Here is a 23,706-nt window from a genome sequence, read left to right as displayed (position 1 = left end):
GCGGCCGCCGGCCGGCCGTCAGCGGGCGAGGTAGTCCTCCAGTTCCGGCGAGGCCAGCGCGCCGCCGCTCAAGGTGATCAGGCGGTTGAGCGGGGTCGACTCGACCATGCGGAGAATCGCCGGGTCGCTCATCGCGGACGCGTGCCCGGCGGTCATGGTCCGGCGCAGCAGCGGGCCGCCCTCAGGGTGCGCGAGCCACTCCGCGAGCGTCGAGTCCAGTGTCAGCGGCCGCACGGGCGGCGGCGCGTCGACCGTCACCGTGGCGGCCAGGCGCAGGTCCCGCGAGGAGGCGCCGACGCCGATCTCGAAGTCGCCGGGCTCCAGCACCCAGCGGCCGAGGCCGGTGCTGTAGTACGACAGGTCGCGGGCGTCCAACTCGAAGCGGACGGCCGCCGACTCGCCGGGCCCGAGCGCGACCTTGGCGAAGGCCTTGAGCTCCCGGACGGGACGGTCCACCGAGCAGGCGACGTCGCGGACGTAGACCTGGACGACCTCCTTGCCCGCCACCGTCCCGGTGTTGGTCAGGTCGAGCCGCAGCCTGACGACCGTCTCGTCGCCGTCCCCCTCGACCACCGCGGACAGGCCGGAGTACGCGAAGTCGGTGTAGGACAGGCCGTGCCCGAAGGGGTAGGCGACGTCGATGCCCTTGGCGTCGTAGTAGCGGTACCCGACGTAGAGGCGTTCGCCGTAGACGACGGTGCCCTCCGAGCCGGGGAAGTTCAGGTGGGACGGGTTGTCCTCGAGCCGCAGCGGGATCGTCTCGGCCAGCCGCCCGCTCGGGTTGACCCGGCCGAACAGCAGGTCGGCGACCGCCCCGCCGCCCGCCTGGCCGTTGAGCCAGCATTCGAGGACGGCGCGGGCGTGCCGCTCCCAGCCCGACGTCCGGACGACTCCGCCGTTGGCCAGCACGACCACGGTCCGGGGATTGACCAGGGCGATCTCTTTCAGCAGCCGCACCTGGACCTCGGGCAGGTCGATGCCGGCGCGGTCGAAGCCCTCGGACTCCTCGCCTTCGGGCAGGCCGAGGAAGACGACGGCGATGTCGGCGTCCCGCGCGGCCGCGACGGCCTCGGCGAGCAGTTCCGGGGCCTCCTCGCCCGACAGGGTGAACCCGGCGGCGAAGGCGAGCCGCAGGGCCGGGCCGGCGGCGCCGGTGAGCGCGTCGAGGGCCGCGTCGATCCGCGTCGGCTTGACGCGCGAGCTGCCCGCGCCCTGGTATCTCGGCGTCCGCGCGAACTCGCCGATCACCGCGACGCGCAGGTCCGCCCGCGGGTCCAGCGGCAGGATCGCGTCCTCGTTCTTCAGCAGGACGGCCGACTCCGCGGCGGCCCGGCGGGCGAGAGCGTGGTCGCGGTCGAAGTCGGCCTCGGCCGGGCCGGTGCCAGGGCCGGTGCGCGGGCCCGTGCCTGGGGAAGTGCGCTCGATCAGCTTCAGCAGCCGCAGGACGGCGCGGTCGAGCGCGCTCTCCTCCAGCCGCCCCTCCCGGACGGCCTCGGCCAGGCGTGCCGCGCTGACCCCGTTGGTCGCCGGCATCTCCAGGTCGAGCCCGGCGGCGACGGCCGCGACGGGGTCCAGGACCGCGCCCCAGTCGGAGACCACCAGGCCGTCGAAGCCCCACTCCTCGCGCAGGACCCGGGTCAGCAGCCAGGGGTCCTGCGCGGCGTGCACGCCGTTGATCCGGTTGTAGGCGGCCATGACCGTCCACGGCCCCGCGTCCCTGACCGCGCGCTCGAACCCCGCCAGGTAGATCTCCCGCAGCGTGCGCTCGTCGACCTCGGCGCTGACCGTCATCCGGTCGGTCTCCTGGTTGTTGGCCGCGAAGTGCTTCAGCGAGGCGCCCACCCCGGTGCCCTGGACGCCCCGGACCAGGGCGGCGCCCAGCCGGCCGCTCACGACCGGGTCCTCGGAGAGGTACTCGAAGTTGCGCCCGCACAGCGGCGAACGCTTGATGTTCATGCCGGGGCCCAGCAGCACCGCGACGCCCGCCGCGCGGCTCTCCTCGCCGAGGGCGCGACCGACCTCCTCGAGCAGGTCGACGTCCCAGGACGAGCCCAGGGCCGCGGCCGTCGGAAAGCAGGTGGCGGGAAGGCTCTCCTCGAAGCTGAAGCCCGCGGCCTCCGGGTCGTGCCTGCGCAGGCCGTGCGGACCGTCGGTCAGCACGATCGGGGGAATCGCCGCCCGGTCGATCGCGGCGGTCTCCCAGGTGCCGCCTCCGGAGAGCAGTGCGGCCTTCTCCTCCAGGGTCAGGCCGGCGAGCACCGCGGGTGCGGACGGTCCGGATGGATCGGTCACGTTCTCGAACCTCTCCTGCGACGGCCCGGTCCCGCACGGGACGCGAGCCCGCTGCCGACTCCACTACTAATGCGGTTTAGTAGCCTAGCACGCGGGCCCGCCGGGCGGAGGCCGCCACCCACCCCCTCCCCCCAAATCCCACCAAAGCGGTCAGCTTCGACGATCGGCGACAATTCGGTATTACCGCCTATGAATTTCGTTCGGAAATACGGCGAGCATTCCCGGGCGGCGAGAACATGAATAGGTGGGCCGGCGCCCAGGGCGCCGACCCACTTACTCAGGAGCGGATGTTACTCAGCGCCGCCCTTCCCGGCCCTCCCGGCCCTGGCCGTGGTGCCCGAAGCGGTCCTCGTTCTCGTTCGACTGGATGACGAACTGGTCGCAGTCGTTGTCGAGGTCGACGTCGCCCTTAATGTCGGACAGGATCGGAGCGAAGATCTGGAAGCAGGCCTGGGCGTTCTCGTTCAGGAACCGGTCGTGGTCGTGGTGCTGGTGGTGGTGGCGGCCGTGGTGGCCGTGGTGGCCCTTGTGGCCGCCCTTGTGGCCGCCCTTGTGGCCGTCGCCGCCGTCGATGGCCATCGCGGGCGAGGCACCGAAGAGGACACCCGCCACGGCCATGGTGAGCGCGCCGGCGGCAGTGATTCGACGGAACATGATGTTTCCTCCCATTGGTTGCGGTGGCTACACGCCGATACCGACACCGTCCATTACGAACTGAGCGGTTGATCGACATTGCAGACGCGCCAGTCCATACCCGCGTTCCGAGGTAAGTGCGTGGCCCGGTGCTTTCTTTCCGAGGCCATTGCCCGCCCCGGAATGTACCGACGAGTAAGCATGTGGGCGCTTCTGAGCGGGTGACGCCTGCTTGATCATGCGACGTTCCGTCATGCTGCTCGTTGGCGGTCACCTGGTGCGGTGGGAGATCGCCCAGCAAAACAGGGGCTGTTAGGCAAAGCGCGCGGTGCGCCGATAGCGGGCGCACCGCGCGCTCCGCGCGGTGGGACCCGCGGGAGGTCACGGATCCCACCGCCATCTGAGCTCGACCGGCTCCAACGGCGTCCGCCGCGGGCCATGGCCGCGGCGGGTCGCTCAGGGGGCGTCGAGGCGGCGGACGAACTCGGCGATGACGTCCAGCGCCGCGGCCGCTTCGGGCCGGTCGGGGAAGACGCTGGGCCAGGCGTGCGGGACGTCCCGTTCGAAGCGGACGGCGGTAGGCACCCCGGCCCGCGCGAGGTTCGACGCCATGGCGACGGTGTCGTCCAGCAGGACCTCGCCGGTGCTCGCGAACAGCAGCGTCGGCGGGAAGGACGCCGCGTCGGCGAGGAGCGGCGACGCCAGCGGATCGCCGGCGTCGTGCCCTTGCAGGTACTGGCCGGCCGCCTGCCGGGCGGCGTCGTGGGAGAACAGCCGGTCGGTCGTGGCCCGCGACGTGTAGGTGCCGGCGACGCAGCGCAGGTCCAGCCACGCCGACATGAGCACGAGCGCCCGCGGGACGGGGACCTTCGCCCCGGCGCACGCCACCGCCAGCGCCGCGGCCAGTCCCCCGCCCGCCGAGTCCCCGATCGCGACCGGCGGCCGGCCGGATTCGGCGAGGACCCGCTCGTAGACGCCCGCGGCGTCGTGCAGCGCCGCCGGGAACGGGTGCTCGGGCGCGAGCCGGTAGTCGACCACCACGACCCGGGAGCCGGTGGCGGCGGCCAGCCGCGCGGCGAAGGGGGTGAACTGGGCGGCCGAGCCCAGCCGGTACCCGCCGCCGTGGAAGTAGGTCAGGACGCCCCGCGGCCGCGGCGGCTCGCAGACGACGCACGGCACGTCCCCGTACCGGACGCCGGTGACCTCGACACCCGGGGGCGGAGCGGGGCGCGGCGCGGCGCCGGCGCCGGCGCGGCGGGCGGCGAGATCGTCCGGCGTCGGCATCGTGGAGCGGCGCTCCCCCGGCAGCGCCCAGGCGCCGGGGGTGCCCGTCGTGGATTCGGTGCTCACAGCGCCAGGTACGGGTCTTTGATGGTGACGCCGCCGTCGACAACGATCGTCTGACCGGTCATGAACGCCGAGAGCTCGCTGGTCAGGAACAGGGCCGCCGACGCGATGTTGAACGGGAGGCCGTTCTTCTTCAGCGGTGCGAGCGTGGCGGACCGCTCCCGCGCCGACTCGTCCTGGTACGCCGCCATGAGACGCGGCGTGAGGATGGATCCGGGGGCGATCGCGTTCACCCTGATGCCGTGGCCGCCCAGCTCGTCCCCGAGTGTGCGCACCCACGAGATGAGCCCCGCCTTGGCGGCGCCGTACGCGCCGTGCCGGACCGACGCCGTCAGGCCGTGCACGGAGGCGATGAAGACCATCGTGCCCTGCGTGCCGGTGTCGACCATGTGCCGCCCGATGTGCCGGCTCAGGAGGTAGGCGTGGCGCAGGTTGATGTCGAACTGGGCGTCCCAGGTCTCCTCTTCCGTGTCGAGCGCCCCGACCCACTCGGCCATGCCGATGATGTCGACGAAGCCGCCCAGCGGCCCGCCGAGCGCCGCCGACCCCTCCTCGACCAGCCGGGCCACCTCGGACGCCTTGGTGACATCGCCGGTCCACGGCACGCCGCCCACCTCCTCGGCGATCTCACGGGCGCGCGTCTCGTCGATGTCGACGCACACCACGCGCGCCCCGCACTGGGCGAGCGCGTGACTGGTCTGGCGGCCCATTCCCTGGCCCGCGCCGACGACGACGAGGTTGCGGTCATCGAGCCTGAGGAGTTCCTGGTATCCCGGAACCGGACTCTGGTCGGTGGACGTCATGGCCGTGGCCCTTTCTTGACGATCTTGCGGTGGGTGGGGGTCGGGCGTTCGGGGTCGTTCGGGGACGCTCGCTCAGGCCATGGCGACACCGCCGTTGGGCCGCAGGACCTGGCCGGTGACGAAGCGCGACGCGTCGGCCGCGAGGTAGAGCATCGCCCAGGCGATGTCGGCGGGCTCGCCGTTCCTCTTCAGCGGGGTGTGCGAGGCGCGCTGGGCGTAGGTCTCCTCGCGCCTGGCCTCGTCGACGCTGCCGTCGGGGTTCGTCCAGTACGGCGCCGTCATGCCGGTCGGCACCCAGCCCGGCGCGACGGTGTTGGCCCGCACGCCGTGCGGGCCGACCTCGGCGGCCAGCGTGCGGGTCAGGGTGGCGACCGCCGACTTGCTCATCGCGTAGCACGAGAGGCGGGGCGGCGCCGAGTCCATCCCGGCCGACGCCACGTTGATGATCGAGCCCGAGCCGCGCGGGATCATGGCGCGGGCCGCGGCGGCGCAGCCCCAGTACGTGCCCTTGAGGTTGACTCCGAGGACGAGGTCGAGCTCCTCTTCGGAGGTGTCGACGACGGTGCCGTAGCGGATGACGCCGGCGACGTTGGCCCAGGCGTCGATCCGCCCGTGGGCGTCCAGCGCGGCCTGGGCCAGCCGGTCGACGGCCGCCCGGTCGGTGACGTCGGTCGGGACGGCCGTGGCCGCGCGCCCGAGGTCGCGCACGGCGGCCGCCGTCTCGTCCAGGCCCGCCTCGGTGACGTCGGCCAGCACGACGTCGGCCCCCGCCTGGGCGAAGGTGATCGCCGTCTGGCGGCCGATCCCGCTGGCCGCCCCGGTGACGACGGCCGTCCGCCCGGTGAGCTCGAAGGCCCTCTCAAGATCTTGGTGCATGGCTCTCCGCCGCATCAGTCGAAGGGAAGTGGTGAAAGAATTTTCGCAATGTGCGAAGGCCCGGTGCCAGTGCGGTACGTTGCACACCGCGCGGCCCAGAACCCGAGGGAGGACGTGATGGCGCGACCGGCACCCGCCGCCGCCCGGGCGTTGCAGATCATCGATCTGCTCGTGACGCACCGCGGCGAGCAGTTCACGATCTCCGACATCGCCCGGCGCACGGGCATCGGTCTCGGCTCCACCCACGCGGTGCTCGCCGTCCTCGAGGAGACCGGCTACCTCAGCCGGCATCCGGTCCGGCGGACCTACGGCCTCGGCCCGGCGCTGGTGAGCGCGGGGATGGCCGCGCTCGAACAGCACCCCGCGATCCGCGTCGCCGCCGAGCAGATCACCAAGCTCGCCGCCGAGCTCGACGCCGACGTGGTCGTCACGGCGGCGACGCCCGCGGAGATCGTGTTCGTGGTCGTGGGCGGAACGGGCTCGCGGTACGGCCCGGGCTTCCGGGAGGGCGAGCGGGTTCCGCTCGTCCCGCCGCTCGGCCTGGTGTTCATGGCCTGGGCGGATCCCGGCGAGGTGGAGGCGTGGCTGGGCCGCGCCCCGGTCGCGCTCGATCGCGACCGGGTGGAGCTGGGGCTGGCGACCGTCCGCGAGCGCGGGTACGCGCTGGGACGGATCTCGGCGATGAGGCGGGTGCTCGGCGACCGGCCGGCGTCGTTCGCCGACCCCCGCCCGGACGAGGGGGGCGACCACGACGCGCTGGTGGCCTCGATCTCGCTGCACGACGACTACGACCTGCCCGCGATCGAGCCCGGGCGGGAGTACGACCTCGGCATGGCCTCGGCCCCGGTGTTCGACTCCGACGGCCGCGTGTTCGTCGCCATCACCGCCAGCGGCTTCTCACCCGGGCTGACCGGGCGGGACGTCGTCGACATCGGCGAGCGGGTCAGGGCCTGCGCCACCGTCGTCACCAAGCAGACCCGCGGCCGGCCGCGCGGCTGACGGCGCGGCCTCGGCGGTCCCGGGTTCCGTCGCCTCATCGGCGGCCTCCTGCTCGGCGGCCTTCCGTTCGGCCGCCTCCTGCTCGGCGGCCTGCTGCCGGAGGAGAGAGATCAGGTCCACGGTCAGGCGCCCTTGAACAGGGCGTCGTAGTCCACCCGGTGCCCGCGCCTCTCCAGCTCGGGGATGACCTCGGTGCCGAGGAGCTCGATGCTGCGCATCACCTTCTCGTGCGGCAGCGTCCCGAACTGCGAGTAGCACAGCAGCTGGTCGACGCCCGCCTCCTCGTACCGGAGGATCTTCCGGAGGCACTCCTCGGGCGTGCCCACGATGATCATGTCCTGCTCGGTGTACCGGTTGATGTCGATGTCGCCCCGGATGGTCGGCTCCAGCAGCGGGAAGATCTTCTTCTTCTCGTCCTCCGGCAGGTGGGCCAGCTCCCACTGGAGGGTGAACTCGGCGAGGTTCTGGTACCACCACTTCACCGAGTTCCACAGGCCGTACCGCTCGGCCTCCTCGGGGTCGTCCGTGCAGTGCACGAGCGTGTACGCGCCGACCCGGTCGTTCTTGAACTTCGGCAGCGGCTGCTCGCAGTCGGCCTGGCCGCGGCGGTAGGTGTTGATCGCCTCCGCCATCTTCTCGACCGGCTGCATCAGCGCGAACGACAGGAGCCCGAGGCCGAGCTTCCCGGCGTTGTAGGCGGAGGTCTCGCTCGCCGCGGCCAGCCACGCGGGCGGGTGCGGGTTCTGGTACGGCCGCGGGGTGATGAAGCGCTCGGGGAAGTCGATCGTCTCCGACTTCCAGGTCAGCCGCTCCTCGGTCCACGCGGCGATGACGAACTCGAACGCCTCGCGCCACATGTCGCGGGACCGGTCGTCGGCGGGGACGCCGAAGGCCAGCTGCTCGTTGGGCGTCGAGCGGCCCGACCCCCACTCCACCCGGCCGCCGCTCAGGAGGTCGACGGTGGCGACCTTCTCGGCGACCCGCACCGGGTGCTGGAACCCCGAGGGGAGCAGCACCACGCCGAATCCGAGCCGGATGTTCTCGGTGATCTGCGAGAGCGCCCCGAGGATGGTCTCGTTGCACGGAGCCGCGGACCGCCCTTCACGGAAGTGGTGCTCGACCACCCAGGCGGTCTGGAACCCGAGCCGGTCGGCGAGTTTGATCTCCTCGAACGCCTCGGCGTAGGCCTGCTGCTCGGCCTTCTTCTGGCCCTCGGGGAACGGCTCCTTGTAGGGGCCGACCTTCGGCTGCAACTCGTACATCAGGTCGAGCTTCACGCTTTCTCCCTGCCTTTCCTCGCCTGTTCTCGGTGCTGTTCGCGTTGTTCGTGACGACGGAGCGGTCTCCCGGCTCAGACCGCGACGAGCCTCTGGAAGCGGCTGCCGTGGAAGACCAGCGGCTTGCGGTCGGGTTCGGTCCGCAGGGCGTGGACGGCCAGCAGCGCGATCGTGTGGTCCCCGGCCGGAACCTCGTCCGCGACCTCGCACTCCAGCCACGCGACGGCGTCGTGCACGAACACCGCGCCGCCGGCGCTGGCGCTCCACTCGACGCGGGCGAACCGGTCGCCGGTCTTCAGCGACAGCGCCCTGCACGCGTCGTTGTGGTGCTCGGCGAGCACGCTGACGCCGAGCCGGGGCGTCGAGCGCAGCCGCGGCCACGTGGTGGAGGAGTTCTGCAGGCACACCAGCACCCGTCCCGGATCGAGGGAGACGCAGGTGAAGGAGCTCGCGGCGATCCCCACGGGCTCCTCGCCGTCGAGCGCGCAGAGGGCGGTGACCCCGCTGGGAAAGCACCCGTAGGCCTGCCGCAGCTGGGCCGGGTCCCCGGTGACGGGTTCGAGCATGACCATGAGACCTCTCCTCTCCATCAGCGCGGATTTCGCAATAACGAAATATCCTTCGCCATAAGGTGAGTATGTGAGCGGCCGATGACTCTGTCAAGGGGGAAGCGAGCAGGCGAGGCTCACGCGAACGGCCCACCGGCGCCGTTCGCGCCGGTGGGCCGTCCCACCTCAGCCAGGAACCTCTTGACGGCCGGTTACGCGGGGCCTGAGCCCGCGGACACCTCACCCGGGCCCGGCGGCGGGACGTTCATCAGGCCCGTCACCGCGACGAGAAGGGCGCGGCCGAGCCTTTCCGCGAAGTCGACCCGGGAATGAGCCAGCGCGGGATCCTTGACCGCCTCGGCGACGGAGGGGGACGGATTGGCGAAAGGCCAGAACCCGGCGACCAGCACGATCGAGAGCTGGACCAGTTCCCGCGACGCGGGCTCGGTCAGTTCCGGGATGCGCTCCCTCACCAGTTCCGCCAGCCTGGCCTGCCGCTCATGGTGGACGAGCTTGAAACCGCGCACCGCTTCGGTGGAGATGTTGCGTTCGAGTTCGGTCCCGAGCGAACTCCACAGCTCGCAGAGCAGGGGGCGCCGGGCCGCCGACCGGGCCCACGCGTCCACCACGGACGCCGGGGACGCGGCGGGCGGGAGTTCGGCGGGGAGTTCGTCCAGCCACTCGTCCAGCGTCTGGTTGAGCAGCGCGAAGAAGACCGCTTCCCGCGTCTCGAAGTAGCGCACGACATTGGTCTTCGACAACCCGACCCTGCGGCTGAGTTCACGCAGGCTGATGTCGCTCAGCGGCGACTCGCCGAGGAGTTCCGCCGCCGCCTCGAGAATGGCGCGCCTGCGGACCTCGCGCTGCGCCGCGTTGCGGGCGCGCTGGAAATCCACCTGCTGACCGCTGGACATGATCGCTACCTCGGGGGGGGTGACCGCGCCACGCGTCGGATGGCGCATTCCGGGCAACTTTACGCCGCGCGTCGGCCCCGCGGGCCGGGCACGGGGTCGCCCGGGTCACCCGTCGAAGGCGATCGATTCGCTCACCGGGCGCCACCGGGCGTCCGACGCGGCGAGCCCCTCCGCCGCGGCCCGCGCCGTGGCGACCGCGTCGGCGCCGAGCAGCAGGCGGACGGGCGGGTCCGGGACCTCGACGATGTCCAGCAGGACCTGGGCCACCCGCGCCGGATCGCCCGGCTGCGTCCCGTTCGCCTCGCGCATGCGCTCCACCGTCGGCTCGATGACCGGCTTGTAGGGGTCGCTGATGGGCGGCGTACTCATCGAGGACCCGGCCCACTCCGTGCGCATGCCGCCCGGTTCGGCGACCGTGACCTTGATCCCGAAGGGCGCCACCTCCTTGGCCAGCACTTCCGAGAACCCGGTGACCGCCCACTTGGCGGACTGGTAGGCGCCCAGTCCGGGGCCTCCCACACGTCCCCCGACGGAGGAGATCTGGACGATGTGACCGGCGCCCTGCCCGCGCATGACCGGGAGGGCGGCCCGGGTGAGGTTGACCACGCCGTAGAAGTTCGCGTCGATCTGGGCGCGGAAGACCTCGTCGGTCATGTCCTCGATCGAGGCCACGTCCGCGTAGCCGGCGTTGTTCACCAGGACGTCCAGGCGCCCGAACGCCTCGACCGTCTCCCGGACGGCCGCGCGCGCCGCGGCGGGATCGGTGACGTCCAGCGCGATGGCGCGGACCCGGTCCCCGTACGCGGCGGCGAGGTCGGCGATCTGGTCGGCGCGCCTGCTGGTGGCCACGAGCCGGTCGCCCGCCTCCAGCACGGCCTCCGCGAGCCGGCGCCCCAGCCCGCCGGACGTTCCTGTGATCAGCCAGTTCCTGCTCATGACGGCACCTCTGCTCGTTCTGGTCGGATGAGGGCTCCACCACATAAGAGGCCAGTGGAACCTTATGACTCCACGATAAAGATCCAGTGGCCTCTTAGCAACCGGCGAACTCCCCGCCCCCTGACGGATCGGGCCGCTGTAGTAACTTCATGAGTGTCGTATACGAGCTTGTGAGGCCAAGAGTGACCACAGCCACGCGGGGGCCGGAAGGCCGGCGGATGTCGCCGCAGCAGGTGTGCAAAGCCGTCCGGGACGACATCATCCGGGGCGTGCTCCGGCCCGGGGAGAGGCTCACCGAGGGCGCTCTCGCCGAGCGCTACGGCGTCTCCCGCGTCCCGGTGCGCGAGGCGCTGCGCACCCTGGACGCCGAGGGCTTCGTCACCACCCGCCCGTACGTGGGCACGTTCGTCGGCGAACTGACCGAGGAGGAGGCCGCCGACCTGCTCGCCGTGCGGGGGCTCCTGGAGCCGCTGTGCGCGGTCCGCGCGGCCGCCCGGCGCACCCCCGAGCAGCTCGGCCGGCTGAAGGAGCTGGTCCTGCTCGGGCAGGACGCCGTCCGGGAGGGGCGCCTCGACGAGGTCACCCGGCTCAACAGCCGCTTCCACGAGGTACTGGCCGAGGCGTCCGGGAGCGCCACGCTGAAGCAGCTCATCACCCAGCTCAGCCAGAAGATCGCCTGGGTGTACGCGGTCGAGCTGCCGCGCCGCGCCCATGACTCCTGGGACGAGCACGCCGAGATCTGCGCCGCCGTGGAGGCCGGGGACGCCGACCGCGCCCGGGCCGTCGTGGAGCGTCACATCGCCCGCGCCGAGAGCGCCTACCGCCTGCGCGGGCGACCGCCCGAGTAGTCGTATACGATCGTCGCCTCCCACCCCGGGCCAGGCCGGCACGCACCGGCACGCATCCGAAGGGAAGACGACGATGAGCGAACTGCTGCTGCGGGGTGGGCGCCTCTGGCGTCCGGGGGCGCCGCTGGAGACCGCCGACCTGCTGCTGCGCGACGGCGTGATCGCCGCGATCGGGCCCGCCGCCGCGCCCGAGGCGGAGACGATCGCCCTGGACGGGATGATCGTGCTCCCCGGCCTGGTCAACGCGCACTGCCATCTCGACAAGACGCTGTGGTGCGGCCCCTGGGTCCCGCACTCGTCCGACGGCGCCCTCGCGAGCAGGATCGCCAACGGCGAGGGCCGGCGGGCGGAGCTGGGCCTGCCGAGCGCCGAGTACGCGAGCGCGCTGCTGGAACGGATGATCACGCGGGGCACGACCCGTGTCCGCTCGCACGCCGACATCGATCCCGAGGTGGGGCTCGGCGGCGTCGAGGCCATCGCGGAGGCGGCGGCGCGGCACGCGGGGCGCGTCGACGTGGAGACGGTCGCGTTCCCGCAGGGCGGGCTGGTCTCCCGTCCGGGCACCGCCGGGCTGATGGAGGAGGCGCTGAAGGCGGGCGCCGGCGTCGTGGGCGGCCTGGACCCCGCGGGCGTCGACCGCGACCCGGTCCGGCATCTCGACGTGGTGTTCGGCCTGGCCGAGCGGTACGGCGCCAAGGTGGACGTGCACCTGCACGACCGCGGGTCGCTCGGCGCCTGGCAGTTCGAGCTGATCATCGAGCGGACGAAGGCGACCGGCCTGCGGGGCCGGGTCACGATCAGCCACGGCTACGCCCTGGGCGAGCTGGACCCCGACCGGCAGCGCAGGCTCGCCGACGCCCTCGCGGACGCCGGCGTGCACCTGGCCACCTGCGCCAATTTCAGCGAGCCGGTGCAGCCGCTGGCCCTGCTGCGCGCCGCGGGCGCCGGCGTCGCCCTCGGCAGCGACGGCGTCCGCGACCTGTGGACGCCGTACGGCGACGGCGACATGCTCCGCCAGACGATGCAGGTCGCGAGCCGCGGCGCCTTCTACCGCGACGAGGACATCGAGGCGGCGCTGGAGGCCGCGACCCGCGGCGGAGCGCGGCTGGTGGGCGCGGACGACCGCGGGATCGCGGTGGGCGCGCCCGCCGACCTGGTCGTCGTCCCGGGTCAGGCCGCGGCGGAGGCGGTGATGTCGGTGCCGCCGCGGGCCCTGGTGATCAAGGCGGGGACGGTCGTCGCGCGGGACGGCGCGCTCGTCTGAGCCGTCGTATACGAAATGCCGCTGTAACGGGATTGACCACGAGGGGCAACGTTGGACCATTAGACAAGGGCCATGTCAAGCATCGGCAGGCCCCAGGTACTGGCGGCAGACCCTGCTCCCACGAGACTCCCTCCGCCGTCTCGGGCCGACGTATACGAGATCGAGGCGGCGCTCCCATGAGCGCCGCCGGGGAGGGCGGCGCCGACGCGCCCGCGATCGGCTTCGACGGCGTCAGCATGGTCTACGCCAACGGCACCGAAGCGCTCACGGACGTGTCGCTGAGCGTGCGGCGCGGAGAGTTCGTCTCCCTGGTCGGCCCGTCCGGCTGTGGCAAGTCGACGCTGCTGCGCCTCGCCGCCGGGTTCGAGCAGGCGAGCGCCGGGTCGGTCCGCACCGACGGCGCGGCCCTCGGCTACGTCTTCCAGGACGCGACGCTGCTGCCCTGGCGCAGCGTGCGGCGCAACGTCGAGCTTCCGGGGCGGCTCGGCGGCCTGTCCGCGGAGCGGAGCCGGGAACGGGCCGCCGACGCGATCCGGCGCGTCGGCCTGGAGGGGTTCGAGGACCACCGGCCGGCGCAGCTCTCCGGCGGGATGCGGATGCGCGTCTCCATCGCCCGCGCGCTCACCCTCCAGCCGAAGCTGTTCCTGTTCGACGAGCCGTTCGGCGCCCTGGACGAGATGACGCGCGAGCGCCTCAACGAGGAGGTCGCCTCGCTGTTCGTCAGCGACCCGTTCGCCGGGCTGTTCGTCACCCACTCGGTGCCGGAGTCGGTGTTCATGTCCACTCGTGTCGTCGTGCTGTCGGGGCGTCCCGGCCGCGTCGTCGACGACATCGGGGTCCCGTTCGGCTACCCGCGCCCGCCGGAGCTGCGCTACAGCGCGGAGTTCGCCGCGGTCGCCGCGAAGGTCTCGGCCGCGCTGCGCCGCACGGGCGACCCCGCGGAAGAGGGGGTGGCGGTATGACGACCGGCACCACGGGCGCCGCGGAGGCGGTGCGGGCGCCCGCGCGGCCAGCCGCCGGGCGGGCCGCGGGCGCTGGGGCCAAGGCGGGGCCGCGGCCCCGGCCGGGGCTGCGGATCATCGCGCCCGTGCTGGTGTTCCTGCTGGTCATGAGCGTGTGGACGGTCGTCAGCGAGCTCGTGCTCGCCGCCGACTCGCGGTTCCTGCTGCCGGCCCCGTACGACGTGATCAGGGTGGGGGTCCTCGACGGCGCCAACCGCGCGGAGATCCTCACCGCGCTGTGGTCCACCACCCAGATCGCGCTGGCCGGCCTCGCCCTCGCGATCGTCGTCGGCGTGCTGCTCGCGGTCGTGATGAGCCAGGCGCGCTGGGTCGAGCACGCGCTGTACCCGTGGGCGGTGGTGCTGCAGACCATCCCGATCCTGGCGGTCGTCCCGATGTTCGGCTTCTGGTTCGGGTACGAGTTCGAGAGCCGGGTGATCGTCTGCGTGATGGTCGCGCTGTTCCCCACGATCACCAACACGCTGTTCGGCCTGAAGTCGGTCGAGCCCGGCCTGCACGACCTGTTCACCCTGCACGGCGCCACCCGCCGGCAGCGCCTGCTGCGGCTCCAGCTCCCCGCCGCGCTGCCCGCCATGATCACCGGCTTCAAGATCTCCGCCGGAATGGCGATCATCGGCTCGATCGTGGCCGACTTCTTCTTCCGCCAGGGCGAGCCCGGCATCGGCCGCATGATCGACGTCTACCGGCAGCGGCTCGCCACCGAGGAGCTGCTCACCGCGCTGATGTGGTCCTCGCTCGTCGGCCTGCTGCTGTTCTGGTGCTTCGACCTGCTCGGCGACCACGTGGACAGACGGCGTTCGGGCCGTACCCGCGGCCCGTCCTGAGCCTGTCCCCGCCCCCCGCCCCTCGCCCCCACCGGCCCCGCACCCCCGAGAGTTCGCCATGCGCAGATACACGCTTCCCGCCGCCCTGACCGTCGCCCTCACCGGAACCCTGCTCACCGCCTGCGGCGGAGCCGACACCGACGTGCCCGCGCCGTCCGGGCAGGGACCCCTGGCGGGCGTGTGCCCCGGCACGGTCGTGATCCAGACCGACTGGTACGCCACGCCCGAGCGCGCGGCGGCGTACCAGCTCGTCGGCCCGGACGGGAAGGTGGACGTCAAGAAGGGCGCCTACGCCGGTCCGCTCGGCGACACCGGCGTGAACGTCGAGGTGCGCCTCGGCGGCCCGTTCCTGGGCGGCCAGCCCGTGCCGGCGCAGATGTACCAGGACAAGTCGATCACGCTGGGGTTCGTCCCGACCGACGACGCCGTGGCGGCGTCGGCGAAGTTCCCCGTGAAGGCGGTCTTCTCCTCGCTGGACATCACCCCGCAGATCATCATGTGGGACCCCGCGACGTACCCGAACGTCCGGACCTGGAAGGACGTCGCCGCGACCGGGGCCAAGGTGACCCACACCGAAGGCAAGCTCTACATGGACTACCTGGTGTCCAAGGGCTACGTCACCAAGGACCAGGCCGACTCCTCCTTCGACGGCACGCCCAGCCGCTTCGTCGCCGACAAGGGCCGGACGATGCAGCAGGGCTACGTCAGCAACGAGCCCTTCCGGTGGGAGCACGACGTCCAGGGCTGGAAGAAGCCCGTGAAGTCGCTGCTCATCCACGACGCGGGCTACGAGATCTACCAGCACGGCTGGTCGGTGCGGGCGGGCGAGCTGGAGAAGAACCGGGCGTGCCTGGCCAAGCTCGTCCCGCTGCTCCAGAAGGCCCAGGCCGACTACATGGCCGACCCGAAGCCGGTCAACGAGGCGATGGTGCGGATCGCCGAGACGATCCCGGACGGCCCGCCGATCACCCTCGCGGGCAACGAGGACGCGGTCGGCGTGATGCGCCGGCACAACATCGTCGGCAACGGCGCGGACGCGACGCTCGGCGACTTCGACCTGAAGCGGGTCGAGCGCGTGATGGGCGTCGTCACGCCGATCCTCAAGGCCCGGGGCGACACGTTCAAGGACGGCCTCAAGCCCGAGGACATCGTCACCAACGAGTTCGTCGACAAGTCGATCGGCCTCCGCTGACCCGCCGCACCTTCCCGGGAAGGACGCACATGCTGATCGACCGCATCTCCGGGGCCCGTGTGGACGCGGGCGAGCCCGTCACGCTGGAGCTCCGCGACGGGCGGGTGGGCCGGGCGGCGGGCCCGCGGGAGCCGCACGGGACCGAGCTCGCCGCGGACGGGCGGGTGGTGCTGCCCGCCTTCGTGGACGCGCACGTGCACCTGGACAAGGCGTACCTGCTCGGCCACACGCCCGGACCGCTCACCCCCGACCTGGACAAGGCCATCGCCGCCGTCGCGGGGGTGCGCGGCGTCGTCGATCCGGCCGAGGGCGCCGAGCGGGCGGTGCGGACGCTCGTGCGCAACGGCGTCACCGCCGCCCGCGCGATGGTCGAGATCGATCCCGCCGTCGGGCTCGACTTCATCGCGCTGCATCGCGCCCTGCCCTCCGATCTGCTGCACCTGCAGCTGGTCGCGTTCCCGCAGCGCGGCCTCGAACTACCGGGCATGCCGGCCCTGCTGGCCGACGCCATGGCCGAGGGCCTGGACGTCGTCGGCGGCTGCCCCTACGTCGACGCCGATCCGCGGCGCCATCTTGACCTGGTCTTCGCGCTGGCCGAACGGCACGGCGCGCCCGTCGACCTGCACCTGGACTTCCACGACGACCCGGGAAGCTCGCTGCTCGACCTCGTCGTCGAGCGCACTCGCGCCCACGGCATGGCGGGCCGCGTGACCATCGGCCACGTGACGACGCTCGCGGCCATGGCCCCCGACGCCGCCGACCGCGCCTTCGAGCGGCTCGCCTCGGCCGGGATCTCCCTCGTCGCCCTGCCCGCCACCGACCTGTACCTCGCCGGTCACGGGCGGCCCGGCACGCGCAGCGTCGCCCCGGTCGACCGGGCGCGGGCGGCGGGCGTGCGGGTGGCCGTCGCCAACAACAACATCGGCAACCCGTTCGCGCCGTTCGGGAACGCCGACCTCGTCCAGGCCGCGTGGCTCACCGGGATCACCCACCGGCTCGCCGGCGAGGCCGACCGCCGCGACCTCCTGGAGGCGATCACCACGGCGCCCGCGGCGATCCTGGGCCTCGAACCGCACGGCCCGGCGCCGGGGGCGCACGCGCACCTGGCGGTCCTGGACGCGCGATCCGTCGAGGACGTGGTGCTCCAGGCCCCGCCCGTCCTCGCGACGCTCCGGGACGGCCGCCTGGTGGGGAGGCTCGAAACCCCGTCCATCACCACCACCTGACCGCCGCCGGGAGCGGCGGGCCGGTCAGCCGTAGTAGTCGCTCATCAGTTCGGTGGCCCAGGCCGGCTGGGCGGTGGGCCGCCGTGGAGCGAACTCGGCCAGGTAGGGCTTGACGTCCAGGACGGGCGATCCCGACAGTGCGTCCAGGCCGGCGACGTGCAGGTCGAGGCCCTCGATCGCCAGCAGGCGGCAGCAGGAGACGCCGAGCCGGTTGGGGCGGCGGGGTCCGCGATGGGCGAAGACCCCGACCGGCGGCCAGGCGGGATCGCCCCGCGGGTGCCGTGGCCCGGTGCTGATGGTGGCCGGGTCGATCCGGTCGAAGTGGAACACGACCTGCAGGTGGGAGAAGTCCTCCAGGCCCGCCACGGCCGAAGGGGTGAAGCGCCCGGCGTCCAGGCGGACGACCGCCTGGACGCCGGACCAGTGGTCCTCGAACGCCTCGGACCTGCCGCCGACGACCCGTCCGATCGCTTCCAGGACGACCCGCCCGGGGCGGGGTGTTGCGTCGGTCGTCATCGCGTCTCCTTCACGTCGCGGTGGCCGGGGGCCGGCGTGGCCGGGATTCTCAGTAGCGTCCGAGCGTGCCGCGCCGTCTGGCCAGGGCCTCCAGCCGGGCGAAGGCCACGGCTCCGGCCGCGACCAGGAGCAGCGGCTGCGCGATCACCCATCCCACGCCCCAGCCGCTGGGCAGGTCGGTGAGGGGGTGCCCGCCCAGGAGGATGTCGCGCATGGCCTCGACGCCGGGCGCCACCGGCACCAGCAGCCTGCCGAGGAACTCGGCGGCGCCGGGCATCGCCGCCAGGGGGACCAGAGTGCCGCCGGTCAGCGCGTAGACGGCCACCGACAGCTGCGTGACGATCTCGATGCGCTTGAACACCAGCGTCAGTCCGCACAGCACCAGCGCCAGCCCGCACGTGCCCAGGACGATGGCGGCCAGCGGCAGGAGGACCCGGGCGTCGACCGGTATCCGCCCGCCGCGCAGCGCGACGGCGGCGACCCCCGTCCCGAGGACGGCCAGTGCGGTGGGCAGCGCCGAGATCGCGGCGGCGACCTGGCGGCCGAGGACCAGGCCCGCCGACGGCAGCGGCGTCAGGTAGGTCTGCTCGAGCACGCCGGACTGGATGTCGCCCAGATAGCTCCAGAAGACCCGGTTGATCTGCTCGTGCACGAACGTCAGCGCGACCATGCCGAGCAGGACCGGCACGAGCAGGTCCCCGCGCAGCTGGCCCCGTCCCATGAACAGCACGATGAGCAGGTAGAACAGCGGAAAGGTGATCATCTGGACGAGCAGCTCGCGCCACCCGTCCCGCAGGTCGATCAGCCCTTTGCGGACCTCGCCGGCGAAGCCGCGCGCGAAGGCGGCCGGTGCGTGCATGGCGGTGCCTCTCAGTATTGTCCGAGCCGGCCCTCGCGCACGGCCCGGCGATGGTTACGGACGAACAGCGCCGCGCTCAGGACGGCGAGGGCGAGGGTGTACGCCAGCGACCAGGGCAGCGTCCCGTCACCCCAGAGGTCGCCGAGGGAGCGCCCCTGGAAGAGGACGCCGGTGGTGGCCTCGATCGCCAGCGTGGTGGGCAGGAACCGGGCCACCAGCGCCAGCCAGTCCGGGTAGAGCGCGAGCGGGAGGAACGACCCGTTCAGCAGCAGCACCAGGGAGGCGGCCAGCGACTGCAGCACGCCGATCATGGGCGTGGTCAGCGCGAGGGCGGCCAGCAGGAAGGTGAACGCCAGGACGTTGAGCACCAGCAGCGCGTACGGCACGGCGGCCGGCCAGCGCAGCGGCACCGGGATCCCGGCCGCGAGCGCCGGGACGAGGGAGGCCGCCGCGGCCACCGCGAGCCCGAACAGCGACGCGGTGATCAGCCGCCCCAGCATCGGAACCCAGGGCGGCGCGGACGACATCTGCGACTGGGCGAAGGTCCCGGTTCGCTTCTCCTCGATCAGGTCGGCGACCATCACCAGACCGGCGTACTGCAGGAACCAGTAGCCGCCGATGGCGACGAGCGTCTGCGGGAGCAGGTCCCGGCGCAGCTCTCCCTGGCCCATCACGAACTGCAGCCCGAGGTACATCGTCATGCTGATCAGCAGGGTGATCACGTGCCCGAGCGGATGCGCCAGCTGCACCCGCAGCCCCTTGCCCACCTCCGCCCTGACAACGGCGAGCGCCCCCGCGGCGGGCACGGCGGCGCGGCTAGACATGCGCCGGCCCCCTCGTCAGTGCCAGGAACACGTCCTCCAGGTCGGGCTGCACCTGGGCGAGCGACTGGAGCACCGCCCCGCCCTCGCGCAACCGGTCGACCAGGTCGTAGACCTCGGCCACCGCGCCGACGCGGCCGGTGATCACGGTGAGCCCGTCGTGCTCGGCCGCCTCGAAGCCGGGCGGCAGGGCGGGCGCGGCGCCCTCGATCCGGATCTCGTACCTGTCCCGTTCGCGGAACCCCGCCAGCAGGTCGCGCGTGGGCAGGTCGGCCACCACCCTCCCCTGCCGCAGGACGGCGACCTGCCCGCACAGCTCCTCGGCCACGTCCAGCTGGTGGGTCGTCAGCAGGACGGTCGTGCCGCGCTCCCGGGCGAGGCCGGCGATCCGGTCCTTGACCGCGCGGGTGGCCTCGACGTCCAGGCCGAGCGTGGGCTCGTCCAGCAGGACGATGGGCGGGTCGCCGATGAGGGCCGCGGCGATCGCGACCTTCTGCTGCATGCCGCGGGAGAAGGCGCCCACCTTGTCGTCGCGGCGCTCCCACAGGCCCAGGTCGGCGAGGAGCTCGTCGGCCCGCGCGCGGATCGCGGCCTTGCCCAGGCCCTTGAGGCGTCCGAAGTACGCCAGGTTCTGCCGGGCCGACAGCGTCCAGTAAACGTTCCGGGAGCCCTCCAGCACGGCGCCGAACTGCGCCATCGCCGCGGACCGCTCGCGCTCGACGTCGTGCCCGTTGAGCCGGACGGTGCCGCCGGTGGGCGACAGCAGCCCCGCGAGGATCTTGATGGTGGTGGTCTTGCCTGCCCCGTTCGGCCCCAGGAAGCCGAAGACGGAGCCCGCGGGCACGCGCAGCGACACCTCCTCGACGGCCGGCGCCTTCCCCGGCCTGTAGACCTTGGTCAGCCGGTCGATCTCTATCGCGGGAACGGTCATCGGACGTCGACGACCTCGGCGCTCTCGGCGGTGGCGTCCTTGACGAGGGAGAAGGCCGCCGCGGCCTCGGGCAGCGCCGGCCCGCGCTCCAGCGCGGCCTGCAGCTGCGCGGCCGATTCCCAGCGCGAGACCTCGATCCACGACTCCTCGTCGACGCGGGCCAGCCTCGACTCGGCCAGTCCGGGGAACGTGCGCTGGAGGGCGGAGATCAGTGCCGTGCGGCGGACGACCATCTCCTCGACGTCCGCGGCGTCGACCTGGAAGCGGGTGATGCGGAGCACCGACATGCGGGATCCATTCGTTAGAGGTGACTTCTAGTGACAGCAACTAGAAGTAACTTCTAACGAAAGAAATGTCAAGGAGGCACTGGAGTGCTTCACTAGTGAAGGCGACTAGGGATAACCTCTAGACATGCCGGAGACCAGAAGACCGGGGAAGAGGGCGGCCCAGGCCCAGGAGACGCGGCGGCGCATCCTGGAGGCGGCCCGCGACATGTTCGTGGCCGACGGCTACGGAGCGACGAACCTGCAGGACGTCGCGGCGCGCGCCGGGGTCGCGATACAGACGATCTACTACGTCTTCGGCACGAAGCGGAACCTGCTGAAGGTCCTGGTCGACGTCACGATCGCCGGGGACGACCAGCCCCTGGCCACCATGGAGCGCCCCTGGTTCACGGCCGCCATGGCCACCGCGACCGCGGGGGAGCATCTGCGCGCCCACGTCTCCGGCACCCGGCCGATCCTGGAACGCGTCGCCCCGATCGCCAGGGTGCTCGACGGCGCCGTCGCGGCCGATCCCGAGATCTCCGTGCTCTGGCCCCAGGACACCGATCCGCGCCACACCGTCCAGTCGGCGGCGGCCCGCGCGCTCATGGCCAAGCCCGGCGCGCGTCCGGACGTCTCCCCCGAGCACGCCGCGGATCTGCTGTACGGGCTGCTCAGCCCCGAAGTCTTCACGCTGTTCGTCGAGCGGCGGAACTGGTCGCCCGACGCCTGGGAGCGATGGGCCCACGACACCCTGCGCCACCAGCTCACCACCGGCACCTGACACCGCCCACGCGTGGGGAGAACATGACCTGACCGATCAGGAATGAAGAAGCGCGGGCCGCCGGCCCGGCCCTAACGTGGCCGCCATGGCTTCCGTCGATTTCGTCACCCTGGAGGTGGCCGACCCCGCGGCCGCCGGCCGCTTCCGCACCGATGCCTTCGGCTTGGACGCGCAGGTGCGCCTGCGGGCTTCGGACGCTCCGACGACCGGCTTCCGCGGCTTCACCATGTCGCTCATCGCGTCCCGGCCGGCCACGGTCAACGCCCTCGTCGACGCCGCCATCGACGCCGGCGCCACACCGCTGAAGCCGGCCAAGAAGTCACTGTGGGGCTACGGCGGTGTCGTCCAGGCCCCGGACGGGACCATCTGGACCGTTGCGTCCTCGTCGAAGAAGGACACCGGCCCGGCCACCAGGCAGATCGACCAGATCGTGCTCCAGCTGGGAGTCGCGGACGTGGCCGAGAGCAAGCGGTTCTACGTCGAGCGGGGCCTTGCCGTGACGAAGAGCTACGGCCGCAAGTACGTCGAGTTCGGCGCTCCGTCGAGTCCCATCAAGCTGTCGCTCTACAATCGCCGCGCCCTCGCGAAGGTCGCCGGCGTCGCTCCCGAAGGCACCGGATCGCACCGGATCGCCATCGGCGGCGACGCCGGGCCCTTCACCGACCCGGACGGATTCGTGTGGGAGGCTTCCACGTCCTAGAGCAGGCGCCCCCGGAGTCTGTCAGTGCAGGCGCGACCGCTCGTGCCGGGGCACCGGAAGGCCCGGGAGCGGTTCACCCTGGGGCAGGGCCGGGGGACGTGCGACGGGGGTGGCCTGCTCTCCGGTGCCGGTCCCTTGCTCGGGCTCGGTGTCGTCGTGCAGGCCCCGCGTCTCGGTCTTGAGGATGCGCGCCGACCTGCCGAGCGAACGGGCCAGCTGCGGAAGCTTGGCCGAGCCGAACAGCAGCAGGACGACGAACAGGATGATGAGGATCTCGGTGGCTCCGAAGTTGGGCATGGCCGGCGGGCTCCGTTTCAGTGCTCGAGGTGGTAGTCGGACGGGTCGAGGCGCCGCGTGCGGCGGCGGTACCCGGTCATGGAGCCGGGCCAGTTGTTGGTGTTGCGGCGGTCGGCGTCGAGGTACCAGCTGTCGCAGCCGCCCTGGTTCCAGACCGAGGTGGAGAGGCGCCGCTGCGCGGTGGCGTCGAAGCGTTCGAGGGCGTCCTGGCGCACGTCCATGTGCGCGACCCCCGAGGCGAGAAGGCGGGCGGCCTGGACGATGTAGGCGATCTGGCTCTCGAGCATGTGCACGATCGAGCCCGATCCCACGTTGGTGTTGGGCCCGTACATCAGGAAGAAGTTGGGGAAGCCGGGAACGGCGAGACCGAGATGGGCGCGGGCGCCGTCCTTCCACGCGGCGTTGAGCTCGGTGCCGTGGGAGCCGGTGACGCGCATGGGGGCGACGAAGTCCTGGGAGCGGAAGCCGGTGGCCCAGATGATGGTGTCGACGGTGTGGTGGTCGCCGTCCGCGGTGCGGACGCCGTGCCGGGTGACCTCGGCGATGGGGCGGTCGACGACGCGCACGTTGGGCCGGTTGAGGGCGGGATAGTAGTCGCTCGAGGTCAGGATGCGTTTGCAGCCGGGCTCGTAGCCCGGCGTGAGGCGTTCGCGCAGCCGCCGGTCGCCCACCGAGCGCAGGGCGAACCGGCACAGAGCGCGGACGGGCGCCGACAGGACCCGCCGCCCGCGCGGAGAGATCAGGCTCGGGTTCAGCATCAGTTCGAACCACAGGAAGATCCCGAGGCGGGAGAGCCGCTGCACGGCGGGCACGCGCCGGTTGAGGGCGTGCCGCCAGCGCGGGTAGACGCGGTCGGGCTTGCGGCTGATCCAGTGGGACTCCAACTGGAAGATGGTGAGGGCCTCGGCGTCGGGGGCGATGAGCGGGACGAACTGGATCGCGCTGGCGCCGTTGCCGACGACGGCGACGCGGGCGCCTGCCAGGTCGTGCCCGTGGTCCCAGCGGGCGGAGTGGAAGACGGCGCCGGAGAAGGCGTCCAGGCCGGGCAGTACGGGGACGGCCGGATTGCTGAGCTGGCCGCAGGCGGTCACGAGCAGGTCGTGTTCGTGGACGCCGCCGCTGCCGGTGTGGACCTGCCAGGTGCCGGTCGCGGCGTCGAAGGCCGCGTCGGTGACCTCGGTGCCGAGCCTGATGTGCCGTTCCAGCCCGTACTTGCCGGCGCAGTGCCGCAGGTAGCCGAGGATCTCGGGCTGCTCGGCGAACCTGCGCGTCCAGTCGGGCTTGGGCTCGAAGGAGTAGGAGTACAGGTGGGAGGGGGCGTCGCAGGCGGCGCCGGGGTAGGTGTTGTCGCGCCAGACGCCGCCGAGGTCGTCGGCCTTCTCGTAGATCGTCAGGTCGGTGAAGCCGGCCCTCTTGAGCCCGATGGCCAGGCCGAGACCGCTGAACCCGCTTCCGACGATGGCGATCGAGAGCTTCCTTGGCGCCTTGCGGTGCGGCATGCGCGCTCCTGGGGTGAGGTCGCGGACGGATTACC

25 protein-coding genes are annotated in these 23,706 nt (G+C 72.4%); 9 read left to right on the top strand and 16 right to left on the bottom strand.

Annotated elements, in window-relative coordinates; all coding sequences use genetic code 11:
• Positions 1 to 18: 18 nt before the first annotated feature.
• The 5 genes from ACZ466_RS45530 to ACZ466_RS45510 all read right to left on the bottom strand — a co-directional run bounded on the left by ACZ466_RS45530 (position 19) and on the right by ACZ466_RS45510 (position 5,951).
• On the bottom strand, positions 19 to 2,292 hold the full coding sequence (locus ACZ466_RS45530) for a glycoside hydrolase family 3 C-terminal domain-containing protein (RefSeq protein ID WP_378287334.1): 2,274 nt from the start codon (positions 2,290 to 2,292) through the stop codon (positions 19 to 21).
• A gap of 294 nt (positions 2,293 to 2,586) precedes the next feature.
• On the bottom strand, positions 2,587 to 2,946 hold the full coding sequence (locus tag ACZ466_RS45525; protein ID WP_378287333.1) for a hypothetical protein: 360 nt from the start codon (positions 2,944 to 2,946) through the stop codon (positions 2,587 to 2,589).
• A gap of 435 nt (positions 2,947 to 3,381) precedes the next feature.
• Positions 3,382 to 4,275, bottom strand: coding sequence for an alpha/beta hydrolase fold domain-containing protein (locus ACZ466_RS45520; RefSeq protein ID WP_378287332.1), 894 nt, complete (start codon positions 4,273 to 4,275; stop codon positions 3,382 to 3,384).
• Positions 4,272 to 5,075, bottom strand: a complete 804-nt coding sequence (locus ACZ466_RS45515) for an SDR family NAD(P)-dependent oxidoreductase (protein ID WP_378287331.1) — start codon at positions 5,073 to 5,075, stop codon at positions 4,272 to 4,274. Before ACZ466_RS45515 ends, ACZ466_RS45520 begins: the two co-directional genes overlap by 4 nt.
• A gap of 72 nt (positions 5,076 to 5,147) precedes the next feature.
• Complete coding sequence (locus ACZ466_RS45510; RefSeq protein WP_378287329.1) at positions 5,148 to 5,951, bottom strand: SDR family NAD(P)-dependent oxidoreductase; 804 nt, start codon at positions 5,949 to 5,951, stop codon at positions 5,148 to 5,150.
• A gap of 117 nt (positions 5,952 to 6,068) precedes the next feature.
• Here ACZ466_RS45510 and ACZ466_RS45505 point away from each other — a divergent pair, with 117 nt between their 5' ends.
• On the top strand, positions 6,069 to 6,950 hold the full coding sequence (locus ACZ466_RS45505) for an IclR family transcriptional regulator (protein ID WP_378287328.1): 882 nt from the start codon (positions 6,069 to 6,071) through the stop codon (positions 6,948 to 6,950).
• Between the two features lie 122 nt (positions 6,951 to 7,072).
• Here the strand turns inward: ACZ466_RS45505 and ACZ466_RS45500 are convergent, their stop codons facing one another.
• From ACZ466_RS45500 to ACZ466_RS45485, 4 genes are all read right to left on the bottom strand, one after another.
• The gene (locus tag ACZ466_RS45500; protein ID WP_378287326.1) at positions 7,073 to 8,227 is read right to left on the bottom strand and encodes an LLM class flavin-dependent oxidoreductase; all 1,155 of its coding nucleotides are present in this window, start codon (positions 8,225 to 8,227) and stop codon (positions 7,073 to 7,075) included.
• Positions 8,228 to 8,301: 74 nt separating this feature from the next.
• Positions 8,302 to 8,799 carry a flavin reductase family protein gene (locus tag ACZ466_RS45495; protein ID WP_378287325.1) on the bottom strand — a complete coding sequence of 166 codons (498 nt, stop codon included), beginning with the start codon at positions 8,797 to 8,799 and terminating at the stop codon, positions 8,302 to 8,304.
• A 188-nt stretch (positions 8,800 to 8,987) separates the two neighbouring features.
• The gene (locus ACZ466_RS45490) at positions 8,988 to 9,689 is read right to left on the bottom strand and encodes a TetR/AcrR family transcriptional regulator (protein WP_378287324.1); all 702 of its coding nucleotides are present in this window, start codon (positions 9,687 to 9,689) and stop codon (positions 8,988 to 8,990) included.
• Between the two features lie 105 nt (positions 9,690 to 9,794).
• Positions 9,795 to 10,625, bottom strand: coding sequence for an oxidoreductase (locus ACZ466_RS45485; RefSeq protein WP_378287323.1), 831 nt, complete (start codon positions 10,623 to 10,625; stop codon positions 9,795 to 9,797).
• Between the two features lie 218 nt (positions 10,626 to 10,843).
• Here ACZ466_RS45485 and ACZ466_RS45480 point away from each other — a divergent pair, with 218 nt between their 5' ends.
• From ACZ466_RS45480 to ACZ466_RS45455, 6 genes are all read left to right on the top strand, one after another.
• The gene (locus tag ACZ466_RS45480) at positions 10,844 to 11,473 is read left to right on the top strand and encodes a GntR family transcriptional regulator (RefSeq protein ID WP_378287322.1); all 630 of its coding nucleotides are present in this window, start codon (positions 10,844 to 10,846) and stop codon (positions 11,471 to 11,473) included.
• A gap of 73 nt (positions 11,474 to 11,546) precedes the next feature.
• Positions 11,547 to 12,737, top strand: a complete 1,191-nt coding sequence (locus ACZ466_RS45475; RefSeq protein WP_378287321.1) for an amidohydrolase — start codon at positions 11,547 to 11,549, stop codon at positions 12,735 to 12,737.
• A 176-nt stretch (positions 12,738 to 12,913) separates the two neighbouring features.
• Positions 12,914 to 13,699 (top strand): ABC transporter ATP-binding protein, encoded by a 786-nt coding sequence (locus tag ACZ466_RS45470; RefSeq protein ID WP_378287320.1) that lies wholly within the window; start codon positions 12,914 to 12,916, stop codon positions 13,697 to 13,699.
• Positions 13,696 to 14,583, top strand: coding sequence for an ABC transporter permease (locus tag ACZ466_RS45465; protein WP_464041950.1), 888 nt, complete (start codon positions 13,696 to 13,698; stop codon positions 14,581 to 14,583). The genes ACZ466_RS45470 and ACZ466_RS45465 overlap by 4 nt, the downstream gene beginning before the upstream one ends.
• 58 nt (positions 14,584 to 14,641) lie before the next feature.
• The gene (locus ACZ466_RS45460) at positions 14,642 to 15,775 is read left to right on the top strand and encodes a substrate-binding domain-containing protein (RefSeq protein WP_378293193.1); all 1,134 of its coding nucleotides are present in this window, start codon (positions 14,642 to 14,644) and stop codon (positions 15,773 to 15,775) included.
• A 29-nt stretch (positions 15,776 to 15,804) separates the two neighbouring features.
• Complete coding sequence (locus ACZ466_RS45455) at positions 15,805 to 17,001, top strand: amidohydrolase family protein (protein WP_378293191.1); 1,197 nt, start codon at positions 15,805 to 15,807, stop codon at positions 16,999 to 17,001.
• Between the two features lie 24 nt (positions 17,002 to 17,025).
• Here ACZ466_RS45455 and ACZ466_RS45450 read toward each other — a convergent pair whose 3' ends face one another.
• From ACZ466_RS45450 to ACZ466_RS45430, 5 genes are read right to left on the bottom strand one after another with little or no spacing between them, the layout of a single operon-like run.
• A complete protein-coding gene (locus tag ACZ466_RS45450; RefSeq protein WP_378293187.1) occupies positions 17,026 to 17,517 on the bottom strand; it encodes an SAM-dependent methyltransferase in 492 nt (163 codons plus the stop codon).
• Positions 17,518 to 17,566: 49 nt separating this feature from the next.
• On the bottom strand, positions 17,567 to 18,376 hold the full coding sequence (locus ACZ466_RS45445) for an ABC transporter permease (RefSeq protein WP_378293185.1): 810 nt from the start codon (positions 18,374 to 18,376) through the stop codon (positions 17,567 to 17,569).
• Positions 18,377 to 18,387: 11 nt separating this feature from the next.
• Entirely contained in the window at positions 18,388 to 19,200 is an 813-nt protein-coding gene (locus tag ACZ466_RS45440; protein WP_378293183.1) for an ABC transporter permease, read from the bottom strand.
• A complete protein-coding gene (locus ACZ466_RS45435; RefSeq protein ID WP_378293181.1) occupies positions 19,193 to 20,128 on the bottom strand; it encodes an ABC transporter ATP-binding protein in 936 nt (311 codons plus the stop codon). Before ACZ466_RS45435 ends, ACZ466_RS45440 begins: the two co-directional genes overlap by 8 nt.
• On the bottom strand, positions 20,125 to 20,415 hold the full coding sequence (locus ACZ466_RS45430; RefSeq protein ID WP_378293179.1) for a hypothetical protein: 291 nt from the start codon (positions 20,413 to 20,415) through the stop codon (positions 20,125 to 20,127). The genes ACZ466_RS45435 and ACZ466_RS45430 overlap by 4 nt, the downstream gene beginning before the upstream one ends.
• 124 nt (positions 20,416 to 20,539) lie before the next feature.
• On the opposite strand from ACZ466_RS45430, the gene ACZ466_RS45425 reads away from it, so the two are divergent.
• Both ACZ466_RS45425 and ACZ466_RS45420 read left to right on the top strand, forming a co-directional pair.
• Entirely contained in the window at positions 20,540 to 21,175 is a 636-nt protein-coding gene (locus ACZ466_RS45425) for a TetR/AcrR family transcriptional regulator (RefSeq protein WP_378293177.1), read from the top strand.
• 85 nt (positions 21,176 to 21,260) lie between these two features.
• Complete coding sequence (locus ACZ466_RS45420) at positions 21,261 to 21,875, top strand: glyoxalase (RefSeq protein WP_378293175.1); 615 nt, start codon at positions 21,261 to 21,263, stop codon at positions 21,873 to 21,875.
• Positions 21,876 to 21,896: 21 nt separating this feature from the next.
• On the opposite strand, the gene tatA is transcribed toward ACZ466_RS45420, so the two are convergent.
• Together tatA and ACZ466_RS45410 are read right to left on the bottom strand one after the other, a co-directional pair.
• On the bottom strand, positions 21,897 to 22,172 hold the full coding sequence (gene tatA, locus ACZ466_RS45415; RefSeq protein WP_378293173.1) for a twin-arginine translocase TatA/TatE family subunit: 276 nt from the start codon (positions 22,170 to 22,172) through the stop codon (positions 21,897 to 21,899).
• 17 nt (positions 22,173 to 22,189) lie between these two features.
• Entirely contained in the window at positions 22,190 to 23,671 is a 1,482-nt protein-coding gene (locus ACZ466_RS45410; protein WP_378293171.1) for a flavin-containing monooxygenase, read from the bottom strand.
• Between the last annotated feature and the right edge of the window lie 35 nt (positions 23,672 to 23,706).

The sequence above is a fragment of the Actinomadura rugatobispora genome (assembly GCF_055379765.1).
This window is presented reverse-complemented; position numbering and strand designations above follow the sequence as displayed.

What these genes read in the sequence shown, in the direction of transcription:
- ACZ466_RS45525 (WP_378287333.1), bottom strand. Translation starts at nt 2,946, where the DNA reads ATGTTCCGTCGAATCACTGCCGCCGGCGCGCTCACCATGGCCGTGGCG.
- ACZ466_RS45430 (WP_378293179.1), bottom strand. Translation starts at nt 20,415, where the DNA reads ATGTCGGTGCTCCGCATCACCCGCTTCCAGGTCGACGCCGCGGACGTC.
- ACZ466_RS45470 (WP_378287320.1), top strand. Translation starts at nt 12,914, where the DNA reads ATGAGCGCCGCCGGGGAGGGCGGCGCCGACGCGCCCGCGATCGGCTTC.
- ACZ466_RS45480 (WP_378287322.1), top strand. Translation starts at nt 10,844, where the DNA reads ATGTCGCCGCAGCAGGTGTGCAAAGCCGTCCGGGACGACATCATCCGG.
- ACZ466_RS45475 (WP_378287321.1), top strand. Translation starts at nt 11,547, where the DNA reads ATGAGCGAACTGCTGCTGCGGGGTGGGCGCCTCTGGCGTCCGGGGGCG.
- ACZ466_RS45495 (WP_378287325.1), bottom strand. Translation starts at nt 8,799, where the DNA reads ATGGTCATGCTCGAACCCGTCACCGGGGACCCGGCCCAGCTGCGGCAG.
- ACZ466_RS45460 (WP_378293193.1), top strand. Translation starts at nt 14,642, where the DNA reads ATGCGCAGATACACGCTTCCCGCCGCCCTGACCGTCGCCCTCACCGGA.
- ACZ466_RS45435 (WP_378293181.1), bottom strand. Translation starts at nt 20,128, where the DNA reads ATGACCGTTCCCGCGATAGAGATCGACCGGCTGACCAAGGTCTACAGG.
- ACZ466_RS45510 (WP_378287329.1), bottom strand. Translation starts at nt 5,951, where the DNA reads ATGCACCAAGATCTTGAGAGGGCCTTCGAGCTCACCGGGCGGACGGCC.
- ACZ466_RS45425 (WP_378293177.1), top strand. Translation starts at nt 20,540, where the DNA reads ATGCCGGAGACCAGAAGACCGGGGAAGAGGGCGGCCCAGGCCCAGGAG.
- tatA (WP_378293173.1), bottom strand. Translation starts at nt 22,172, where the DNA reads ATGCCCAACTTCGGAGCCACCGAGATCCTCATCATCCTGTTCGTCGTC.
- ACZ466_RS45440 (WP_378293183.1), bottom strand. Translation starts at nt 19,200, where the DNA reads ATGTCTAGCCGCGCCGCCGTGCCCGCCGCGGGGGCGCTCGCCGTTGTC.
- ACZ466_RS45450 (WP_378293187.1), bottom strand. Translation starts at nt 17,517, where the DNA reads ATGACGACCGACGCAACACCCCGCCCCGGGCGGGTCGTCCTGGAAGCG.
- ACZ466_RS45505 (WP_378287328.1), top strand. Translation starts at nt 6,069, where the DNA reads ATGGCGCGACCGGCACCCGCCGCCGCCCGGGCGTTGCAGATCATCGAT.
- ACZ466_RS45445 (WP_378293185.1), bottom strand. Translation starts at nt 18,376, where the DNA reads ATGCACGCACCGGCCGCCTTCGCGCGCGGCTTCGCCGGCGAGGTCCGC.
- ACZ466_RS45420 (WP_378293175.1), top strand. Translation starts at nt 21,261, where the DNA reads ATGGCTTCCGTCGATTTCGTCACCCTGGAGGTGGCCGACCCCGCGGCC.
- ACZ466_RS45410 (WP_378293171.1), bottom strand. Translation starts at nt 23,671, where the DNA reads ATGCCGCACCGCAAGGCGCCAAGGAAGCTCTCGATCGCCATCGTCGGA.
- ACZ466_RS45490 (WP_378287324.1), bottom strand. Translation starts at nt 9,689, where the DNA reads ATGTCCAGCGGTCAGCAGGTGGATTTCCAGCGCGCCCGCAACGCGGCG.
- ACZ466_RS45515 (WP_378287331.1), bottom strand. Translation starts at nt 5,075, where the DNA reads ATGACGTCCACCGACCAGAGTCCGGTTCCGGGATACCAGGAACTCCTC.
- ACZ466_RS45455 (WP_378293191.1), top strand. Translation starts at nt 15,805, where the DNA reads ATGCTGATCGACCGCATCTCCGGGGCCCGTGTGGACGCGGGCGAGCCC.
- ACZ466_RS45465 (WP_464041950.1), top strand. Translation starts at nt 13,696, where the DNA reads ATGACGACCGGCACCACGGGCGCCGCGGAGGCGGTGCGGGCGCCCGCG.
- ACZ466_RS45485 (WP_378287323.1), bottom strand. Translation starts at nt 10,625, where the DNA reads ATGAGCAGGAACTGGCTGATCACAGGAACGTCCGGCGGGCTGGGGCGC.